At 39.8% G+C, this 15928-nt stretch carries 15 protein-coding genes; 6 read left to right on the top strand and 9 right to left on the bottom strand.

What is annotated here, in order from left to right; genetic code table 11:
- Nucleotides 1-2 precede the first annotated feature (2 nt).
- On the top strand, nt 3-875 hold the full coding sequence (locus DFQ12_RS20030) for a helix-turn-helix domain-containing protein (RefSeq protein WP_120260816.1): 873 nt from the start codon (nt 3-5) through the stop codon (nt 873-875).
- On the opposite strand, the gene DFQ12_RS20025 is transcribed toward DFQ12_RS20030, so the two are convergent.
- From DFQ12_RS20025 to DFQ12_RS20000, 6 genes are all read right to left on the bottom strand, one after another.
- Nucleotides 876-1583 carry an HAD family hydrolase gene (locus tag DFQ12_RS20025; RefSeq protein ID WP_120260815.1) on the bottom strand — a complete coding sequence of 236 codons (708 nt, stop codon included), beginning with the start codon at nt 1581-1583 and terminating at the stop codon, nt 876-878. It abuts the gene before it with no gap.
- Between the two features lie 2 nt (nt 1584-1585).
- Complete coding sequence (locus DFQ12_RS20020; RefSeq protein ID WP_120260814.1) at nt 1586-2575, bottom strand: lysylphosphatidylglycerol synthase transmembrane domain-containing protein; 990 nt, start codon at nt 2573-2575, stop codon at nt 1586-1588.
- Nucleotides 2565-3518, bottom strand: a complete 954-nt coding sequence (locus DFQ12_RS20015) for a CDP-alcohol phosphatidyltransferase family protein (RefSeq protein ID WP_120260813.1) — start codon at nt 3516-3518, stop codon at nt 2565-2567. Before DFQ12_RS20015 ends, DFQ12_RS20020 begins: the two co-directional genes overlap by 11 nt.
- Nucleotides 3499-4383 carry an ATP-grasp domain-containing protein gene (locus DFQ12_RS20010; RefSeq protein ID WP_244211802.1) on the bottom strand — a complete coding sequence of 295 codons (885 nt, stop codon included), beginning with the start codon at nt 4381-4383 and terminating at the stop codon, nt 3499-3501. The genes DFQ12_RS20015 and DFQ12_RS20010 overlap by 20 nt, the downstream gene beginning before the upstream one ends.
- Before the next feature lie 13 nt (nt 4384-4396).
- Nucleotides 4397-5137, bottom strand: coding sequence for a nucleotidyltransferase family protein (locus DFQ12_RS20005; RefSeq protein WP_244211801.1), 741 nt, complete (start codon nt 5135-5137; stop codon nt 4397-4399).
- 198 nt (nt 5138-5335) lie between these two features.
- Nucleotides 5336-6664: an inositol-3-phosphate synthase gene (locus DFQ12_RS20000; protein ID WP_120260811.1), complete on the bottom strand. Its 1329-nt coding sequence runs from the start codon at nt 6662-6664 to the stop codon at nt 5336-5338.
- A gap of 500 nt (nt 6665-7164) precedes the next feature.
- Here DFQ12_RS20000 and DFQ12_RS19995 point away from each other — a divergent pair, with 500 nt between their 5' ends.
- Complete coding sequence (locus DFQ12_RS19995) at nt 7165-9024, top strand: CocE/NonD family hydrolase (protein WP_120260810.1); 1860 nt, start codon at nt 7165-7167, stop codon at nt 9022-9024.
- 123 nt (nt 9025-9147) lie between these two features.
- Here DFQ12_RS19995 and DFQ12_RS19990 read toward each other — a convergent pair whose 3' ends face one another.
- Entirely contained in the window at nt 9148-10356 is a 1209-nt protein-coding gene (locus DFQ12_RS19990; RefSeq protein WP_120260809.1) for a CynX/NimT family MFS transporter, read from the bottom strand.
- A gap of 162 nt (nt 10357-10518) precedes the next feature.
- Between DFQ12_RS19990 and DFQ12_RS19985 the strand changes: the two genes are divergently transcribed.
- From DFQ12_RS19985 to DFQ12_RS19975, 3 genes are all read left to right on the top strand, one after another.
- Nucleotides 10519-11298 (top strand): helix-turn-helix domain-containing protein, encoded by a 780-nt coding sequence (locus tag DFQ12_RS19985; RefSeq protein WP_120260808.1) that lies wholly within the window; start codon nt 10519-10521, stop codon nt 11296-11298.
- A gap of 424 nt (nt 11299-11722) precedes the next feature.
- Nucleotides 11723-13033: an NYN domain-containing protein gene (locus DFQ12_RS19980; RefSeq protein WP_120260807.1), complete on the top strand. Its 1311-nt coding sequence runs from the start codon at nt 11723-11725 to the stop codon at nt 13031-13033.
- Between the two features lie 319 nt (nt 13034-13352).
- A complete protein-coding gene (locus DFQ12_RS19975) occupies nt 13353-14198 on the top strand; it encodes a hypothetical protein (protein ID WP_208642589.1) in 846 nt (281 codons plus the stop codon).
- A 5-nt stretch (nt 14199-14203) separates the two neighbouring features.
- Here DFQ12_RS19975 and DFQ12_RS19970 read toward each other — a convergent pair whose 3' ends face one another.
- Complete coding sequence (locus DFQ12_RS19970) at nt 14204-14869, bottom strand: DUF2625 domain-containing protein (RefSeq protein ID WP_120261025.1); 666 nt, start codon at nt 14867-14869, stop codon at nt 14204-14206.
- Nucleotides 14870-15093: 224 nt separating this feature from the next.
- On the opposite strand from DFQ12_RS19970, the gene DFQ12_RS19965 reads away from it, so the two are divergent.
- Entirely contained in the window at nt 15094-15630 is a 537-nt protein-coding gene (locus DFQ12_RS19965; RefSeq protein ID WP_120260806.1) for a YfiT family bacillithiol transferase, read from the top strand.
- A 66-nt stretch (nt 15631-15696) separates the two neighbouring features.
- Here the strand turns inward: DFQ12_RS19965 and DFQ12_RS19960 are convergent, their stop codons facing one another.
- Nucleotides 15697-15927: a hypothetical protein gene (locus DFQ12_RS19960; RefSeq protein WP_120260805.1), complete on the bottom strand. Its 231-nt coding sequence runs from the start codon at nt 15925-15927 to the stop codon at nt 15697-15699.
- Nucleotide 15928 lies beyond the last annotated feature (1 nt).

Here is a 15928-nt window from a genome sequence, read left to right as displayed (position 1 = left end):
GCATGTCCTCTATCGATAAACTCATTGACAACAGAGATTTTTTCGCTTTTCACATCAAGGGAAACAAATCCAAACCGGTCTTCAGTCCACAGCAACAACATGTATTGGCGAACAAGAGCCTTTATTCACTCTGCCTAATAAAAAAGGGGGAAACCTCTTTTATTATAAATGACGAACGGGTACAAGTTGGACAGCATCATCTGCTCTTGACTCACCCCTCGTCGAAAGTCAATGGAGCATCTGTCACCAAATCTTGGGACTGTGAAGTCTATCTGATTTTCTTTAGTATAGATTTTACGTTTAAATTGGAACTTCAAAAAGACTTTTTTGACTTCACAAAAAAGTCGCTCGCATTGGATAGCAATCACATTTTTTCACTTTCGGCACCAGATGCCGCAAACCTGTCTAACCTATTCAAGCAGTTTATTCATTACAACAAGCAAGGTGGGGACTATATTTTCAAGCCACAGATTATCAAGTCACTGACGGAAGTGCTGTTTTGTGAGATCGCGCGTTTAGCCAGCCAAAACATAAAAAATATTCCCGTGGTACCTTCACGGAAAAGGGAAATATTGGCCAATTTCTACTTGCTATTAAAACAATCTTTCCGTCGGGAACATATGGTACAGTTTTACGCTTCAGAATTAGGTATTACACCCAAACACCTCTCGGTGATCACGAAAGAACTCACCGGAAAGCCAGCGATAGAATTGATTCAGAATGTTTTGGTGGAGGAGGCTAAATGTTTGCTCCGTCAGGGGCTTTCGATCGGAGAAATCGCGAAACAGTTACATTTTTCAGATCAGTCTTTTTTTGGAAAATTCTTTAAGCGAAATGTAGGCATATCGCCTAAAGAATTTCGTCAAAAAGCCTGATTAAACAAAATCCTTGAGATCAAAGATGGTACTAAATTGTTTATCTGCGGCAGAAGTATCCTGTAGTTTATCTTCTCCCCAAGTCTGTCCTTTCAGCCATAGCGTCTGACAACCGACAGCCTTTGCTGGAGCCATATCCTTACTATAGGAATCACCCACGACTAAGATCTCAGCAGCAGGCAAACCCATCGCCTCGACACCAAGTGCATAAATTGCAGGATCTGGTTTACGTACCCCTACTACCGCTGACTCGACAACCGCTTTAAAATAGGATAAAATCCCAAAATCAGCCAACACAGCTTTTAGATTTCCATAGAAGTTGGATACCATCACAATGGGATATTGATCGGCCAGAATAGCCAATAATGGCTTTACCTGTGCTACAGTATCTTTGGCCAGAGAATAACCGTCAAATGCGATTTTATTAGCCAATTGCATATCCAGATCATAGCCGGCGGCAATGAGATATTCAAACTGTACTTTCAATTTCGCTTCAAGTACTTCCAGGAAATTGAAATCCGGTTTAATAATCGGCTGAATCGCCATTTGACGTTCGGCGTAGGCGTAGGCTTCTTGAAAGGAATTCAGGTTAACCGGAACTTGATATTTTTCGTAACCGGACCATATCACAGCTCCCCAATGTCCCCCATTCGTATCTAATGTACCACCGTAATCAAAAATGATCCCCTTAATTATAAACTTATCCATTGCTATTTCTTTTTAACTAAACTCATCCAACCTAAACCAATCATAATCCAAACAATCTCTCTGATCCTTGTCACGATCCCCATAAAAATACCGACTGAAGCAGGTAAGCCTATGCTCATCACAGCCATTGCCAAACCACCTTCACGAGTCCCTAATTGCATTGGGAAGAAAAACACCAAATTAGCAAATAAAGAGGATCCGGAACTAATGATCATCGCATCAATAAAATCAATGTTGATATCCAGTGCCAGACCGATAAAATAGATTTCAAAACAGCCGACTACCCGGGCAACAAATTCCCAGAGGAGAGCTGTATAAAATCGGTCTCTACGATTTTGAAATAGATTCTTCACCTGTTGGTCAACATCGTTCAATGTTTCGAACTTTGCCTCCAGCAGATTATTGATTTTCTTTCCAACTAAGGGCAAGCGCGACAGGGTCTTTAATAAAGAAACTGTAATTCCTTTTTTATAGAATTTTGTAAATAACCAGGTACATACAATAGCCATAACAAAAATTACGGCACAGGCAACATCAACCAGGGTACTCGCCGGTACAAACCATAGAATCAGGAAAACGGATACCACCCAAAATAAAATATGGGATAGAATGTGCATCACGCCATATAACAGAACGGATGAACCTGCTTTTGAACCGCCAACATAATTTTTCAGTTCGATAATGCGGTAAGGTTCTCCCCCTAGCGCCACAAATGGCGTAATGTAATTAATGGCATAACCAGAAACCGTTAATTGCAAAACTTTCCAGAAAGGAACATCGGTCTGTGGCAATTGCGGCTCCTGAATGATCGCTTTAAAAGCCATGGCATTCATCCAATAAAGAACAGCCCAGCTACCCAATACCGGCAAAAACCACCAACCAATTTTCTCCAGATTCGTCCAAATCTCCTGAACTCCCATTGCATGAATCATATAGGCCAAGGTGCCTATACCAATCAGCATAAAGAGTACTTTATAGATTTTACTCCCCATAAGTTGGATCGTTTGTTAATTTATCAACAAAATAACCACTTACCTTTTCCTGTCTATTACACATATAGATTAAGATCGGGTTTAAAACAAACATATCAAAGAAAAAGTAAATCCACGGTTGACCGATAAACAACCAAACAAAAAGGAAGATTACCCGTGTATTGAACTGCACAATGTTGGTGTACTTCATCAATGGTTTATTTTTCATTCTGAAATCAACCATCAATTGTTGGGGCAAATCATCTTTGTACCGGGATTTGACGATATGCAATAACTTCTGCAATTTTGGGGATAGCTTTTCCTGATTTCGGGTATAGCCCATATAACCATTCAGCACAAACTTGCTAAAAAAGTTCTTCCGCCAGGACAAGGCATCGTAATCAACTTTCAAATCACGCGTATTATCCAATTCGCTTCCTGCCTTACCTTTGATAAAAAAGAGGTGGACATTGCGGTAATAGTCAGCCATTGCAGATTGCAACATATGGGAAACCCCAGCAAGGATACAAAATACCCACAACCATTCTGGCCAGCCTTCATTGATACTGCGCAAACAGATGGCAATATGGATGGAAGCAAACCAAAAATCGCCCGCAAAGCCGTCCAGAATACGACCAAAGCGACTCTTATTATCTGTCATCCGGGCCAACTGTCCATCTGCACTATCCAAAGAGTTTGCAAAGACCAACAAAAGCATTCCGATCACATTAATCCATAGATCTTGGTAGTAAAATAAAATACCGGCCGCAACACCAAAAAAAATACTGATGATTGTCACAGCATTGGGTGTAATCCCAATTTTTGCACATACCTGTGCAATACGGAAACCAATTGGTCTATAAAACCAAATATCTATTTTTTCTTCTGTATCGTTGGATTTTAAAGATTGTTCGAATGCACTCAAATTCTCTTCTTCGATTACATTAACTTGTTCTCTCTGCATTGTGGTTCTTTTCAGTAAATTTATGGTAAACCATTTGTGCAATGGCTTCAGCTGCTTCAGCTCGACAAGGAGCAAAACTGGGCCAATCATTTAGATCAATAATATGAAAATCTCCATTTGCATCAATAATCACATCACCGCCATAGATATGGACATCCAGCACTTCAGCTGCACGATTGGCTACTTGCTTTAAATTAGCCAAATCAAATGGAAAATGGACAACTTCATCATTGATCTGTTCGTACAAATCGTACTTATGATGATTATGTTCATAGGGATAAAAGTAGAAAAAGAAATCGGTATCCCTAACCGCATAAAACTTTAATAGATCTCCTGCCAGATGCTCGGAGATAACGGCTTCCTTAATCCCCCGGAGCGCATATTCGTTTAGAATATGCTGTGCTTCTTTGAGACTGGCAGCAAAAGTGACATCTTCTTTATGGATTGCATGGAAGTCACCACGTTTGATCCAGACACCCTTTCCTTTCAGTTTTTCAAAAATAGCCTGCATGTCTGCGACCGTTGAAATGACGATACTCTTCGGATAGGGAATCCCCCCTTCCAACAACTTAAGTGTCATATTTTTTCGAAAACAGCTTTCAATACCGAAACCTGAGTTCAATACATTAACACCATTATTTTGAAGAGATTGCAACTTCTTAACCAAAGTCTTTGTTCTTCCCATGGTCAGAACATTCTTCTGTTTTATCGTATCCAAAGCTAAGAATTCGTCCTCATTACAAATTTCAACTGACGCACCTTGCTCGGTCAATTTTAGCACAACTTCATTAAATATTGCAGCATCATTCCCCACATGATTGGGAGAAAAACGGTTTTTACGTGTCACGCCTAAAATAGAAATCATTTCGCTCATTTTACTAACTAACTTCCTCACTCAAAAACTGTTCCGCTACAATACGGTCTTTCAAGTGATCGATATCTACTACTTTTTCAAACACAAATGCCTCAACATGCAAATCATTTTCCAAAAGCGCACGTTGAAAGTTACGCATTCTAGAATTTCCTGCCGCAACGGAACTTAATGCACAGCTCATTGCCGCTTTACGAAAGCAATAAATACCCCCCGAAACAAATTTTGTTTCCGCTGTAGCCTGATCTAAAAATGCTTCCACCTTTAGCTCCTGATCTGTGTTCACATAAAGCGGGCTCTCGTCATCGACAAATGGTGTAACAGCCATAAAAGCGTCTGCATTTTCTTTTTGCTGGAAAGCTGTTAGGTATTCGTGAAATTCATGGGGTCTAAAAACAGTATCTGTGGTTGTCAGACAACAGGAGGTCCAATCTGGATTGCTTTCGACCAATAAGGCAAAACTATGTAGGGAGCTTGGTGTATCCTCCTCGATCAGGACGATAGGAAGCTCGAATGCTGTATGCGTTAAAAATGTCTTCAATTCAGGTGATTGTCTGTTGATAATAACATGCACTTGCTGCGCACCTTCTTTAGCAAAGACACGAATCAATCGTTCAATTAATGGAACACCATGTAAAGGTAGCAGGGGCTTAGGCAAATTAAAGCCTTCTTTTCGCAATCGAGATCCTTCTCCCGCCGCAATGATAGCAAATTCCATTCCTTCTAATTGCAAAATAAAATCATTCATTAAAAAAATAAAACCCCTGTCACGATCTTAACGTTTGCAAACGCAAAAATTTACAGCGGGTTATTTCCGGACAATTGCTTGATAGCCCCCTCCATCATCTCTAAATAGAGCGGGTTATACAAGTTCATGTAATAATTGTCCCGAAGAAAAAGGGGAAGAACTGCCCGAAGCAATTATTCCCCTTTTTATAAAGGTAATTTATTGAATACTGTCTACTAACTCTTGGTAATAATCTAATCCCAAGTGCGTAATCAAATCCTCGCCCATAATATGACGCAAGGTATTTTGCAACTTCATTAATTGTTTGAAAATATCATGCTCAGGAGGTAAACCTGGTGCAGTTTGTGGGGATTTCAAGTAGAATGACAACCACTCTTGGATACCTGACATGCCAGCACGTTGCGCCAAATCAATAAATAATGCCAAATCCAATGCAACCGGAGCTGCTAAAATTGAATCCCTACATAAGAAATTAATCTTAATTTGCATTTTGTAACCTAACCAGCCGAAGATATCGATGTTATCCCAAGATTCTTTGTTGTCACCGTGAGGTGGATAGTAATTGATACGTACCTTATGGTATAGATCACCATATAGTTCAGGATTTTTTTTCGCATCTAAGATTTCTTCCAATACGGATAATTTAGAAACTTCTTTCGTTTTGAAGTTTTCAGGATCATCCAATACCAATCCATCACGGTTACCTAAAATATTTGTTGAGAACCAACCTTCAACGCCAAGCGCTCTTGCCTGAAGACCAGGAGCAACAATTGTTTTCATCAATGTTTGACCAGTTTTGAAGTCTTTTCCAGCAATTGCAACACCATATTCATGAGCTAATTCAACGATCGCAGGAACGTCACATGTCAAGTTTGGTGCACCATTAACATAAGGAGCGCCTTCTTTTATTGCCGCATAACAATAGATCATGCTTGGCGGAATGCGTTGATCGTCATTATCCAAAGCCTCTTCTAATTTTGCAATTGTTGAGAAAGCTTCGTTTGTTTCAATATAGCGTTCCGTAGAACCACACCATACTAATACGACACGGTCTAAGCCGTTTTTTTCTTTAAATTCGCGGATATCACGTTGTACGGCATCAGCCAATTCGCGACGTGTTTTCTCTGATTTGATGTGCGTGCCGTCCAAATTTTTAACAAAATTGCGATCAAACACAGCTTTCATTGGTTGAATTGCTTCCAATTCAGCTTTTACAGCATCAAGTTGGCCTTGTTCTAAAACCTGTGCTTTTGAAGCAGCTTCATATACGTTATCTTCATATACGTCCCAACCACCAAAAACGACATCTTCCAACTTTGCCAAAGGGACGAAATCCTTGATTAAAGGATTTCTATTCTCCGTGCGCTTACCTAAACGGATTCTGCTCAATTGAGAAACAGATCCTATTGGTTTTGAAAAACCTTTGTTTATAGATGCCACACCAGCGATCAATGTTGTAGCCACAGCACCCAATCCCGGAATAAGAATACCCAATTTACCATTGGCATCTTTCACTTGTTGTCCCATATTAATTCTATATACTTAAATTGTTATTTAATTGATGTTTTATGATAAAATAATTCTTAAAATTAGCTTAAAAAAACATATTTCATATCCATCGTCACTTTATTTATAAAATCATGACAATTGCTGTTTCGATGCCTATTCGAAGGCAAAAGAAACGAGATGAAATGAATAAGCACCCCGAGCTTACATCGTCCATCTCACTGAAATATAAGGCATTTGATCATACTTGCGAAAACAAAATATAATCATAACTAATTTAACTCAATATATTAACATTAAAAAACTAATCCAAATACAATTCGAAAAAAGTTATTCTTTCTAAAAAATTGGTCAATTTTTCTTTTTCTATTCTATATAAATATGACAATAAAATTGGAAAATGACTTCGGGAGCGTTACCTTTAGGCTGATAATTGATGAAACCGTCATGAGTTTAGGCTAAACGACTATAGGAGGTTTATATAAACCATGAAAAATCAACATTCCTAAATAATTATTTCAATGAAAACTACAATTTCGTTTCTGGCTTTAGCATTGTTAACCGGGAGCCAGCTCCATGCACAGACTGCCACAGATTCCGCTTATGTTCGGGATTATTATGAGAAAACCGAAGTAACGGTTCCGATGCGAGATGGCAAGAAATTGTTTACCGTAATCTACAGCCCCAAAGATAAATCCAAGAAATACCCCATTTTATTAAACCGAACACCTTATACCGTGGGGCCTTATGGCCAAAATGAGTACAAGAAAAGTTTGGGCAACTTTCCATCGATGATGCGGGACGGCTATATCTTTGTCTATCAGGATGTCCGTGGAAAATGGATGAGTGAAGGCGATTTTGAAGATGTTCGGCCAACAAACCTGAATAAAGATAAAAAAGCGATCGACGAGAGCACAGACACCTACGACGCTTTAGAATGGCTACAGAAAAATGTGAAGAACTACAATGGAAAAGCGGGTCTCTATGGGATTTCCTACCCCGGTTTCTACTCCACAGTGGGGCTGGTCAAGACCCATCCCAGCCTCAAAGCGGTCTCGCCACAGGCTCCGGTGACCGATTGGTTTATTGGGGATGATTTTCACCACAACGGTGTATTATTCCTGCAAGATGCGTTCACATTTATGTCAACATTCGGTGTGCCACGTCCAAAACCAATTACCCCCGATCAATTCAAAAGTAACATTCAGATCAACGAGGTCGATAAATATAATTTTTTCCTTGAAGGCGGAACCGCCAAAGAGCTCAAAGAAAAGTATTTTGGCGATTCGGTCAAATTCTGGAACGACCTCTTTAAGCATCCCAACTATGATGAGTTTTGGAAAACACGTGTCATCACCAATTACCTGCAAGATGTCAAACCAGCTGTGATGGTTGTTGGCGGTTTTTTTGATGCCGAAGATGCCTATGGTACATTTAAAACCTATCAATCCATTGAAGAAAAAAGCAAAACAAATAATTCGATTTTGGTTGCGGGTCCCTGGTATCACGGCGGATGGGTTCGCGCAGCAGGAGATCATTTGGGCGACATTCAATTTGAGAAAAAAACAAGTATCACCTATCAGGAAAAATTTGAACAGCCTTTTTTCAGTCACTATTTAAAAGAAGAAGATAGCTTCTCTGCTGCCGAGGCCAATATCTTTATTTCGGGGAGTAATGAATGGAAGCAATTTGAACAATGGCCGCCCAAAAATGTCGAAACAAAAAAACTTTATTTTCAGCCACAGGGCAAACTTGGTTTTGAGAAAGTCCAACGCACGGATTCATGGGATGAATATGTAACGGACCCCAACAAACCTGTTCCACATCAAGGCGGACTCATCCAAAACCGTACACGCGAGTACATGGTCGACGATCAACGTTTTGCAGCCAATCGCCCCGATGTTATGGCCTACCAAACAGCAGCTTTGACCGAAGACATTACCATTGTCGGTCCGATCAAAAACTTCCTTAAAGTATCATCAACAGGTACCGATGCGGATTATGTTGTTAAACTCATCGACGTTTATCCCAATGATGCCCCCAGTTTTGAAGGAAAAACAATGGCGGGATACCAAATGATGGTTAGAGGTGAAATCATGGCTGGAAAATACAGAAACGGCTTTGACAAACCACAGGCGCTGACTCCCGGTCTCGTGGAAAAAGTAGATTTTGTGATGCCGGATGTTGCGCACACCTTTAAAAAAGGACATCGTATCATGGTTCAGGTACAAAATTCCTGGTTCCCATTGGCGGAACGGAATCCACAGGTATTTATGCCCCCCTATACTGCAACCAAAGCCGACTTCCGTAAAGCAACACAGCGCATTTTCCATGATGTCAATAATGCGACCTATATCGAATTTGACATCTTAAAAGATTAAACAGAGCTGAACCAACTTGACAATATCAACAAGTGGTTCATGAGTAAGCGATTCATATAGACAACAGCCCCATTATTTTAAAATAATGGGGCTGTTAGCATTTACCAAATGTTGTTTACGCGATTATGATTCTTCCACAAATTTATTTTCTGCCGCTTTTATTCCTGTCAATAACAACAGGAGAACACTAGCTGCAAGAAAATAAAAGGAATAGTTCCAAGATGGGTCTATCTCATGCAATTTCCCAAAAATTGGGGGCCCGAATGCAGCAATTAAATACCCGACTGATTGTGCCATTCCTGAAATTTTGATGGCATTCGCTGTCGATTTTGCCCTTAAACTAAAAAAGAGAATAGAAAGGCTAAACGACAGGCCATTGGAAAGCCCTAATAATATGGCTGCAACATAGATCCCATTTAGCTTATATAAAAAGAACATCAAAATGCTGCCCAGCATACCCACCGCAACAGCAACAGCCATCAGTCGCTGATCTTTCATTCGGTGCGCAATAATAGGCCCGACAAACATAATAGGGATCATCGCAATCTGAATCAAAAATAACAACCAACCGGTGTCTTTGGCAGCCATCCCATAATCGACCAATACCTTGGGCAACCAGGAAATCAAACTATAATAAACCAATGATTGAATTCCCATAAATATACTGATATACCAAGCCAATCTGGATTTAAAAATATGCCCAATCCCAGTCTGCACTTGCTTCTTCTGCTCAGGAATAACATTCTTCTGCCCACGTAACTGATCAAAAAAAACAGCAATAATAGATCCTATCGCCAAGACCACCCAAACACCTAGGGAACCTCTCCATCCAAAGCTAGTCCAGTCACCCAGACGTAGACTAAAGCCTGATGCGAATGCTGCCGTCAAGTTCATTGCTACAGCAAAAATACCAGTCATCAGTCCGATTTTATTGGGAAAACTGGTTTTAATATACCCTGGAGCTACAACATTACCCACACAGATTCCTAAGCCAATCATGACGGATCCCACAAACAAAGAAGTTGTACCGCCCCCTACCCGCACAATGATTCCCACAGCAAGGACAATCAATCCAAACAACAAAAAACGATGCATACCCTGAACGTGGGAATACTTACTCACCAGGACCGAACAACTTGCAAACATAAAAAGAGGAATTGCCGTCAATAAACTACTTTGAAAGCTATCTAATGTAAGATAGTCACTGATCTGCCCCAAAACAGGCCCCACAGCCGTAATCGGCGATCTCAGATTCGTTGAAACTAAAATAACAACCAATACAGACAACCAGCTCCAGGATAAAATGTTTGATTTTTGCATATTATTATTCATATAAATTATTTATTTCTTGGGTGTAATAGCTAATGTTTAGCGGATGGATCCTTCCACTAGTATACGATATTACCGCATGATGAATACACCTACAAGATGATTTGTTGCAAAGATATATTCAGTTATTTAATTAAATTTGCCATTGATTTAATTTATAACGACATGGGCTGTTCCAATCATATTGATACAATTGATAATATAAAAAAATCTAATTTTGTCTGGTTCGAAGAAAATTGGGTTCACGACGATGCGTTACATACCCATCGTAAGGCGCAGTTGATTTATGTCGAGCAAGGTTTTCAATACCTCACCGTTGAGGGAAAAATGTACCTCCTCCCCCAGAATCATGTGGCGTGGGTTCCCTCAAATGCTTTACATAAGACCAATTCACATTCCGAGAGTATCAAGTTAATGATCGTCTTTTTTGATATCGAACAGGAAGATCCATTTTTCGAAAAGGTTCAAATATTCGCTGCTCCGAAGGTGTTAAGAGAGATGATCCTATATGCCGAAAAATGGTCAAAATTAACCGAAGAAAATGAACATGAAACAATTTTCCTTCGTGCACTCCTTAACGAACTCCCCGCCTTTGGATCCCGCTTATTGCATCTAGAAATTACGCTGCCGAGTGAAAATAGATTACAGATAGTCTTAAATCACCTACACGACCACTATACCCATCCTATTAAGATGGAAGAAATTGCGTTATTATCCAATCTTTCCCTGCGCACGATCGAACGATTATTTAAAAAGGAAACGGGAATGACACTGGTTAAATACCAGCAATTGTTGCGGATAATTAAAAGTCTTGAATTATTAAGTACAGGTGAACTGACCATATCCCAGATTGCCTACAAAGTTGGGTACCAAAGTGTACAGGCTTTTACAAATAGTTTTTATGCTGTCATGGGCTACCGGCCTTCTGCTTTTATTGAGCTTTAACAGCATAACAAGAAAGTGTTTGTAGTTTTTTAGCTACAAAATTTAAGCGATTCATTAAAATAATAAACAACATTTGCATATGTGTAAAATACACACTATCTTTGTTGCATCATAATTTAGGTTTATAATTGGTTATTTAAGGTTTTCATTCTCCCCGTTTGAAAACCTTTTTTTTTGTCCCTATACTTCCTATTAAATTCTATTTGACCTGCCTTTTATGGCTGATCCTGTTATAATCTCATGTATAAAATAGGGCAGGAAATCTTACAAAATAGCAGCCTTCAGAAAATCATCATTCAAATTAAATTCTTAAAAAATTCAATAATTCTTCAACAATAGTGTATTTTTAACCATATGTTCAAAATAGGAGAATCCTATTCGTAACATAAACATACAAATACATCGAAAATATAAATAAACACATATGGCAGAGCATGGGGATTTACAAATCGCAATATTAATCGATGCGGATAATGTTTCTTATCGAAAGATCGAAGAGATTCTGAACGAAGTCAAACGCTACGGTATCCCGACGATCAAACGGATCTACGGTGACTGGACCAATCCTTATGTCGAAAAATGGAAGGATAAGCTCCTCACCCATGCGATAACCCCCATCCAGCAGTATAGCTATACCCAAGGTAAAAACTCCACCGATTCAGCTCTTATTATCGACGCGATGGACATCCTACATTCCGACAGGGTCGATGGCTTCTGTATTGTATCGAGCGACAGCGATTTTACAAGATTGGCAACCCGTTTAAGAGAATCGGGTAAGTTGGTGATCGGTATTGGAGAGAAAAAAACGCCGAAACCTTTCATCGCTTCTTGCGACAAATTTATTTATGTTGAGATCTTTGAAAAGAATCCAAAAAAGGAACCTAACACAAAGAAAAAACAGCAGAATCAGCCCAAACCGGCACCTGTAGACAATCCAACCAGCATAGCAGTGCTTGACGAAGAGACACTGGAATTATTAAAAGACACCGTTGATGACACCGCAGATGAAAATGGATGGGCATTTTTAGGAGAAATTGGTAGTCTTTTCAATAAAAGAAAACCAGATTTTGATGCGCGAAATTATGGTTACGATAAGATGTCCCACCTTTTTAAAGCCTATACGGAGGATTTTGAAATTGAAGAACGTAACACGGATAAATCGAGAATAAAACATTATTACATTCGAAATATTATCAAACGACCTTTATCTGCCGTCGCTCCCTCACCAAAAGCTGAAGACAAAAAAACAGTAGCAACCACTGAAGCAAAAGCGCAGGAAGTTACGGCAAAACCTACCAATCAAAATGCACGAAAAAAAGGTCGCCAAAATAAAAAACCTCAGGAGACAGCAGTAACTGAAAATCCACCGAAAGAGCTTGCAGCAGTTCAACAGAAGGAGGAACAACAAGCAGTAGAAAATATCGCTCAAAATGATTCTCCCAATCATATGTTATTTCCAGCAGCAGGAAATAAAATTACAGCGGATGATACAAAAAAAGCGCAAATCAGAATTACGAAAGATTTTAAGCCTCTATTTCCAACGAAATCACAAAAGCTCCGGATCGTTATTGATTCCAATGAGTATGAATGCAATTTTACGTACCGTGGTCGTGGATTCCATGTCCTTAAACTAGGAAAAGAGGCCGCAACCCAACTTGGACTAGCGGAAGGTATCCAGCTAGAAATTACGAAACTCAACGAGCATACCTATACACTCCAAAATCAATCCCGCTAATTTTAGGGCCGGATGGACTGAAAAAAACACTTGAAGTACTGATTGAACCCAATGTAGTTGATCAATCAGTACTTCAAATGATACAAGATCATGTGCGAGCTCATGTATCTATCGTATCAGCATCGTCTGATCCGGCAGCAGATTAAAATTCCCTGAAAACAAGAAGTATATCATCACTATTTTCCAGCTATATTTGTTTATATTCAGACTGACCTTGGACATTATTTAAGGATGATGACCCTGATAAAAAAATCCAAGGCGGACTAAATGTCGGATCTGATGTACCGACAAATAAGATCATTCATTCTTGTTTAATACAATGGAGATAAAAAAGGTTTTCAATTATATATGGGTACTAAGTAGTACCCTAGTATTTCTCGCATGTGGGCAGCGTAGCGCCGCAGATTCAGCGCAACCGTCGACTAGTGAAAATAACCACACGGACGTTCTGCCTTATGATTCCACAACGCGTACAATTCATGTACTTGTCGCATTATGTGATAATACCTATCAGGGAATCGTACCTGTTCCCAAAGCAATCGGTAACGGTCAGGATCCGGTCAACAATCTCTATTGGGGCTGTGAATATGGTATAAAAACTTATTTCAATCGCAGTAAAGATTGGAAACTTTTAAAAAAGTATAAAGCAAAAGATGCAATCCTCGAGCGTTTGGTCTATAAACACAGGTCTGAAAACTATTACCTTGTTGCAGATGCCTATGATGGCAAAGAGATTAAGCTGTGTACAGTTGATTTTCTCCGAGGCCTGCATGGCCAGCTAAAAGATACACTGCAGGTAGACAACAAGATTATCGGAATAGCAGGCAATGCAAAGCTCAATGCTTATATCGGACATGATGGCCTTATGGATTTCCAACTAGACCAGCGTTTCAAAAACACCGACCACCAAAAGCGGAATGCGATTATCCTCGCTTGTTATAGTAAAAAGTATTTTGCACCTCATATCGATAAGGAAGCTGTAAACCCCATTCTCTGGACAAGCCATTTGATGTGTCCAGAAGCCTACAGTCTCCATGATGCGCTAACAGGGTATATAAACGGAGAAAGCAACGAACAAATTCAGGAAAGAGCAGCAAAAGCCTATTCCAAATATCAGAAATGTAGTCTCCGTGCGGCAAAGAACCTGTTGATCACCAATTGGTAACAGGTTTATCTTCCACCGGCAAACTCCATCGTGAAATGGTAGTTTTCGTCAATAGGCACTACTTTTCTATCAACCTTGCGCAGATCACGCGCTTCTTCTGTCCATAGAAAAGGATAAAATGAAAACACCTGATTTCCATCCAATTTTTGTACATCTTCAGCCCATTCCTTCCATTTAAATGTTTCATAAAATTGACGGATGTCACCCTTCAATGTCCAATAAATAAAATCAGAATAGCCGCACTCCAAACTTTCCCATTGCAAGGTGTCCTGTGCAAAATAATAGACCTGTCCGATGCCCTCGCCCAAAGCTCCGGCATTAATCGCGAAATATCCTCCCAAAACATCATCGGCAATTAACAAAAAACCACCTTTCTCCCCTTCTTTGTCAAAGCTTTTCCCTTTGTTCCACTCCATGATACCTCGATTCAATTTAGTCGAACCAGAGCCTAGGATCCGTAGCCATCCACCATCGATAAGTATTCCACCAGTTTGATGAATAATAGCACCCATAGGTGATTTTGTGGTAATCTGAGCTCGTAGTAACTCTTCATCTGCACGTTTTGGATTTCTGGGCAGTACCTCATAAGAATTACTTGCTCCCTTCATCCATTCTTCGACCAGACCCCATCCTGAATCTGTCGGATTAATCAACTCATTTAGACTCTTCATTCCTTGTCTTTTATATTCAAAACAAACCATACTTACTTCCCTTACGACCTCATCTGCCGTAGAAAGAAGAATAAAGCGACGCATCTTGAATTGCCGAAATTACCACAAATCTTCCTGTCATCCAAATCACATAAGTTCATTAACTAAAGTCCAAAACAGGATTTAACCGCCACTTTACGCACAAAACATAAGAACCTTGCAGCAATTTTCGTTAAATTTAGACCATGCAACATGAATTAGAAAAACTTCGGTATCCCATAGGCCGCTTTGCCGTACCAGATCATATTGACAAGCAACTACTGAATGATTGGATAAAAACAATCGCAGACTTCCCCGCACGACTCAAATCCGAAGTCAGCGACCTGCCAGATATCGCTTTGGAGAAACGATATCGTCCAGACGGTTGGACCATCAGACAGGTGGTGCATCACTGCGCTGATAGCCACATGAATAGCTTTGTCCGTTTTAAGTTAGCGCTGACAGAAGATGACCCTACGATAAAACTCTATGAAGAAAATCTGTGGGCCGAACTTCCGGATGCAAAACACAATCCAATTGAAAGCTCCCTTAAATTATTAGAAGGCTTGCACCAACGTTGGGAAATCTTGCTTAAGAGCCTGAGTGATGAGCAACTTGAACGAGCCTTTATTCATCCGGTTACAAAACGGTATATTTCCCTTAAAGTAAATATAGGTCTCTATGCCTGGCATTGTAATCACCATTTGATGCATATCGTCAACGCAAAAAATAGATCGGTCTAACGATAAAGTCTTATTTTCAGGTAGCTGCCAAAAAAATCAATGCGCCCCCTTGAGAATCACGTATTCCTAGGCCATCAGCGACAGCGTGATAATAAAGGCACCAAAGGCTCCCAAAGCAAGACCTGCGATACCGGCGATCAAAAATGTCCGCAGATAATAGCCAAACGTTTTGGTCTTTTTCTGGATGATATGGATAATCCCCACAATCAGGGAATAACCTACACCTACGCCAAAAAATAGCATAAAGGCTAGGTCGATCAGCATACCTGTGAAATCTAAATTCGCAGAAGATAACATC

This window comes from Sphingobacterium detergens (assembly GCF_003610355.1).
Lineage (GTDB): Bacteria > Bacteroidota > Bacteroidia > Sphingobacteriales > Sphingobacteriaceae > Sphingobacterium > Sphingobacterium detergens.
The sequence above is the reverse complement of the archived record's forward strand: the minus strand, read 5'-3'. Positions and strand labels throughout refer to the sequence as shown.